Below are 3,662 nucleotides of genomic sequence, written 5' to 3'. Positions count from 1 at the left end.
ATGATTTTTATGAACAGCCTCTTTAATTCCTGGAACGTGGGCCGCACCTAAGACCGCCACCACCTTATTCCCAGGAGCTGTCTTGATTTTTTGGGCTAAATATTGATCCCGTTCATCAATCAAAGGCTTCTTGAGGGTCGGAAAATTTTCAGTCAAGTCCTTTAACATTCCATCCAGCATGTCCTGAGATTTCATTTTCTCCAGTTCTTCTTCAGAAATGCTTTCATTACTGAAAATACTATAGACGATAGATAGAAGCAGTTTAGATTTCCCTGTAAAACCAATATTGCCCCAGATTCTAGCGAATGTGGTCTGGATGTTTCGGTCAGCGAGGACCAATTTAGCTCCAGTCTGTTCTGCTGATTCAATCCCTTGAATCATTTCCTGGCCTGGCTGGATCCCGAACTGCTTTGCCATACGCTTTTGAAAGGAAGAAATCGCTAAATTCATGAGAAGGAGCGATGCCTTCTTTTGCTTGATCACTTCAAATATATCTGTATTTTTCCATCGATCTCCGTCTTTGATCGACTGGTATCGTTGCTCATCTAATTCTACACATACAGAATCAGGCTGCTCATCTTCAATGACTTGCTTTACCTGTTCAGCACTCTGCTTGGACACGTGCGCTGTTCCAATCAGGATCAATTCTTTCTCGCCTAATTGGATTCTCGTAATGTTCTCTTCCATTGTCGACATACAAACCTTCCTTTTATCGTGTAAACTATAATCATCCTCTATATAATATTAAACTAGAATGATACAAATGAGAATGCCATTCCAACAAATCATCCTTTGAACCCTCTACTTCATTGACAAACACGTTCAAACACGTATAGAATCACTATTAATTATTTAACAGTATATACAAATGCCTCTACTTCTAAAGGAGAGATCATATGAGTCTAAGCAAAGATGTTTTAAGAAAAAATATACAAATTGCCAATAAGTCAATTCCGGCCGATGTCGTCATTAAGAATGGACGCGTATTAGATGTCTTCAATTTAGAATGGCTGGACTTGGACGTTGCTCTCTCCAATGGAAAAATCGTAGGTCTTGGAACGTTTGAAGGAAAAGAAACAATTGATGCAAAAGGACGTTACATCTGTCCTTCCTTCATTGATGCCCACGTCCATATCGAATCCTCTATGGTCCCGCCTTCCGAATTTGCAAAAGTCGTCCTTCCTCATGGTGTTACAACTGTAATCACCGACCCTCATGAAATCGCCAATGTACTGGGGCAAAAAGGAATCGAATTCATGATTAAGAATTCCGAAACGCTTCCTCTTGAAGTCTATCTTATGCTTCCCTCCTGCGTCCCTTCCACCCCGTTCGAAAATGCCGGTGCAATCCTGAAAGCAGAAGATTTGAAGCCATTTCTAAAAAACGAAAGAGTACTCGGTCTTGCTGAAGTGATGGATTATCCATCTTTAGCGAATGCAGAAGACCCAATGTTAGATAAAATTGAGTTGACCAGAAGTCACGATGGCAAGATCGATGGACATTTAGCAGGCCTAGTTACAAACGCCATCAATGTCTACCGTACTGCGGGAGTTACGACCGATCATGAATGCAATACAGTAGAAGAAGCCAAAGACCGATTAAGACGGGGCATGTATTTATTAATACGCGAAGGTTCTGTAGCGAAAGATTTATCTTCCTTAATTGGTGTCGTCACTCCAGCGAATGCTCGCCGCTGTCTGTTTTGCACCGATGATAAGCACCTTGATGAGCTCACAGAGGAAGGCAGTATCGACCATCATATCCGACTCGCTATCCAAGCAGGAGTGCCGCCTCTTCAGGCGTACCAGATGGCCTCCCTTAATGCAGCTGAATGCTATGGTCTCTACCACAAAGGAGCAATTGCCCCTGGCTACGATGCTGACTTTTTGATTGTTGACGACCTTGAATCCGTAAAAATATCTGAGGTATATAAAAATGGAGAACGACTTGCTCAAAACGGGAAATATCTCGCTTCCGACCAAGATAAGAAATCAGCGGACCCTGAAATCACTTCTACAGTTCACTTTAAGGTTTTACAAGAAAAAGATTTTGAGATTCCAATCAGTGATTCTAAACAAGCCCATATTATTGAGATCAACCCGAACCAGTTGAAGACAAACAAAGTAATAGAAGAAGTTCACGCAGTAGAAGGATATTTCTCTCCATCAGTAGCACAAGATCAATTGAAAATGATCGTCGTCGAAAGACATAAACAAACCGGAAATGTGGGAGCGGGGATTGTAAAAGGATTTGGCTTAAAGGCAGGAGCTATTGCTACGACCATTGCGCATGACTCCCATAATATCGTAGCAATCGGCACGAACGACCAGGACCTCATGACAGCCATCCAGGCACTTAAAGAAATACAAGGCGGACTGGTTGTCGTGAAAGATTGCCAAGTTATAGCGTCTCTCCCGCTGCCGATTGCAGGATTGATGTCAGACCAGGATTTTAGAACAGTGAATGTAGGACTCGAAGAAATTAAGAAAGCTTTAAATTCTTTAGGTTTCAAAGGCGGTTTCAATCCATTCTTAACCCTGTCTTTTTTAACTTTACCAGTCATTCCATCCTTGAAACTGACAGATACCGGCTTATTCGATGTTGAAGATTTCAAACATATCCGTGTATCGGTCGATAGAACGTGACTAAGCATTAAAAAGAGGTTATCCAGGGAACTTGGATAACCTCTTTTATTTTATTGCTCATACTCCACTATAGCAGCCCTGATAGCTTTCACGTATCGCTTGAAAGCTTCTGTTTGATTTGATGCCTTGCTCCTAGAACTGTAGCTAATGTCACCATTTTTATAAAAGGCTTCCCTTTGTTCCCTGGTGAGTTCCAGCTGTACACCTTGTTTTGCTTTAGATTGATTAACAATATTCTCCGGATGATCTCCGTTTAAATGTTCTGCAGCCTCCTCGACAGCAAACCCACGCTCTTTTAAGTGTTGTGCTATTAACTTTCTTAAATCTTCATTCAGTCCTCCGATAAACGTTTTAGGTTCTTCCCCCTTAGCTCCATGAATCGAGATATGATGATCCACAGCATGCACCATATTTAATGCTTCCGGTTCATCAAAATGGATCGATGTTATATGTAGATTTTCAAAATTACCAGAGCTAAGCTTTCCTTTAAACGTGTAGTAATCGTATTCGTCTCCTGCGATTGCATCAGCCAATTGAGTGGTTGCTTGCTCAATACCTCCACCATGGATCGCGCTCACTAACATACGATCTGACTGAGAATCACGTGTTTGAATTTCCCAGTCTTCGCCTTCGCTATACACTCGTTTTAACTCCTCAAAGCTGCAGAATCGATCAGAAGAGGAACACTCTTCATCGTTTTCTACTGATTCGTTTTTAATAAATAGAGTTGCTGCAGCAAGAGCAGCTGCTATGACAGCAGACACGATCAAAACCTTACTCATAATTATACCCCTTCCACCTGAATTATCATTTTATCATTCGATTTACTATCAATGCTATGAAACTACTTCAAAATTCCACACGGGTCGAACTATGTGGGGGAGCAGAATCACATTCCTCTCTCGCATAAAAATTGCTTCAAAAATATAAAAAGACTCCAACATTACTGTTGAAGTCTTTTTTATGCTACATTTTAGTACCGGTGGCCGGGGTCGAACCGGCACTCCGTGAGGAACA

The 3,662-nt window shown here is 41.5% G+C and carries 3 protein-coding genes; 1 reads left to right on the top strand and 2 read right to left on the bottom strand.

Translation table 11 applies throughout. The features are described from left to right. Positions 1-696: TraB domain-containing protein (locus LD39_RS14665; protein WP_035548665.1), on the bottom strand; the 696-nt coding region annotated here is incomplete at its 3' end. A 200-nt stretch (positions 697-896) separates the two neighbouring features. On the opposite strand from LD39_RS14665, the gene ade reads away from it, so the two are divergent. Next, positions 897-2,645, top strand: a complete 1,749-nt coding sequence (gene ade, locus LD39_RS14660; RefSeq protein WP_035548662.1) for an adenine deaminase — start codon at positions 897-899, stop codon at positions 2,643-2,645. 50 nt (positions 2,646-2,695) lie between these two features. On the opposite strand, the gene LD39_RS14655 is transcribed toward ade, so the two are convergent. Next, positions 2,696-3,427 (bottom strand): poly-gamma-glutamate hydrolase family protein, encoded by a 732-nt coding sequence (locus tag LD39_RS14655; RefSeq protein WP_052158887.1) that lies wholly within the window; start codon positions 3,425-3,427, stop codon positions 2,696-2,698. Between the last annotated feature and the right edge of the window lie 235 nt (positions 3,428-3,662).

Origin of the sequence: Halobacillus sp. BBL2006, from assembly GCF_000786645.1 — a bacterium.
GTDB lineage: Bacteria > Bacillota > Bacilli > Bacillales > Halobacillaceae > Halobacillus.
The sequence above is the reverse complement of the archived record's forward strand: the minus strand, read 5'-3'. Positions and strand labels throughout refer to the sequence as shown.

Bases quoted from the DNA above. Each gene is read 5' to 3' on its own strand.
- LD39_RS14655 (WP_052158887.1), bottom strand. From the start codon at position 3,427: ATGAGTAAGGTTTTGATCGTGTCTGCTGTCATAGCAGCTGCTCTTGCT.
- ade (WP_035548662.1), top strand. From the start codon at position 897: ATGAGTCTAAGCAAAGATGTTTTAAGAAAAAATATACAAATTGCCAAT.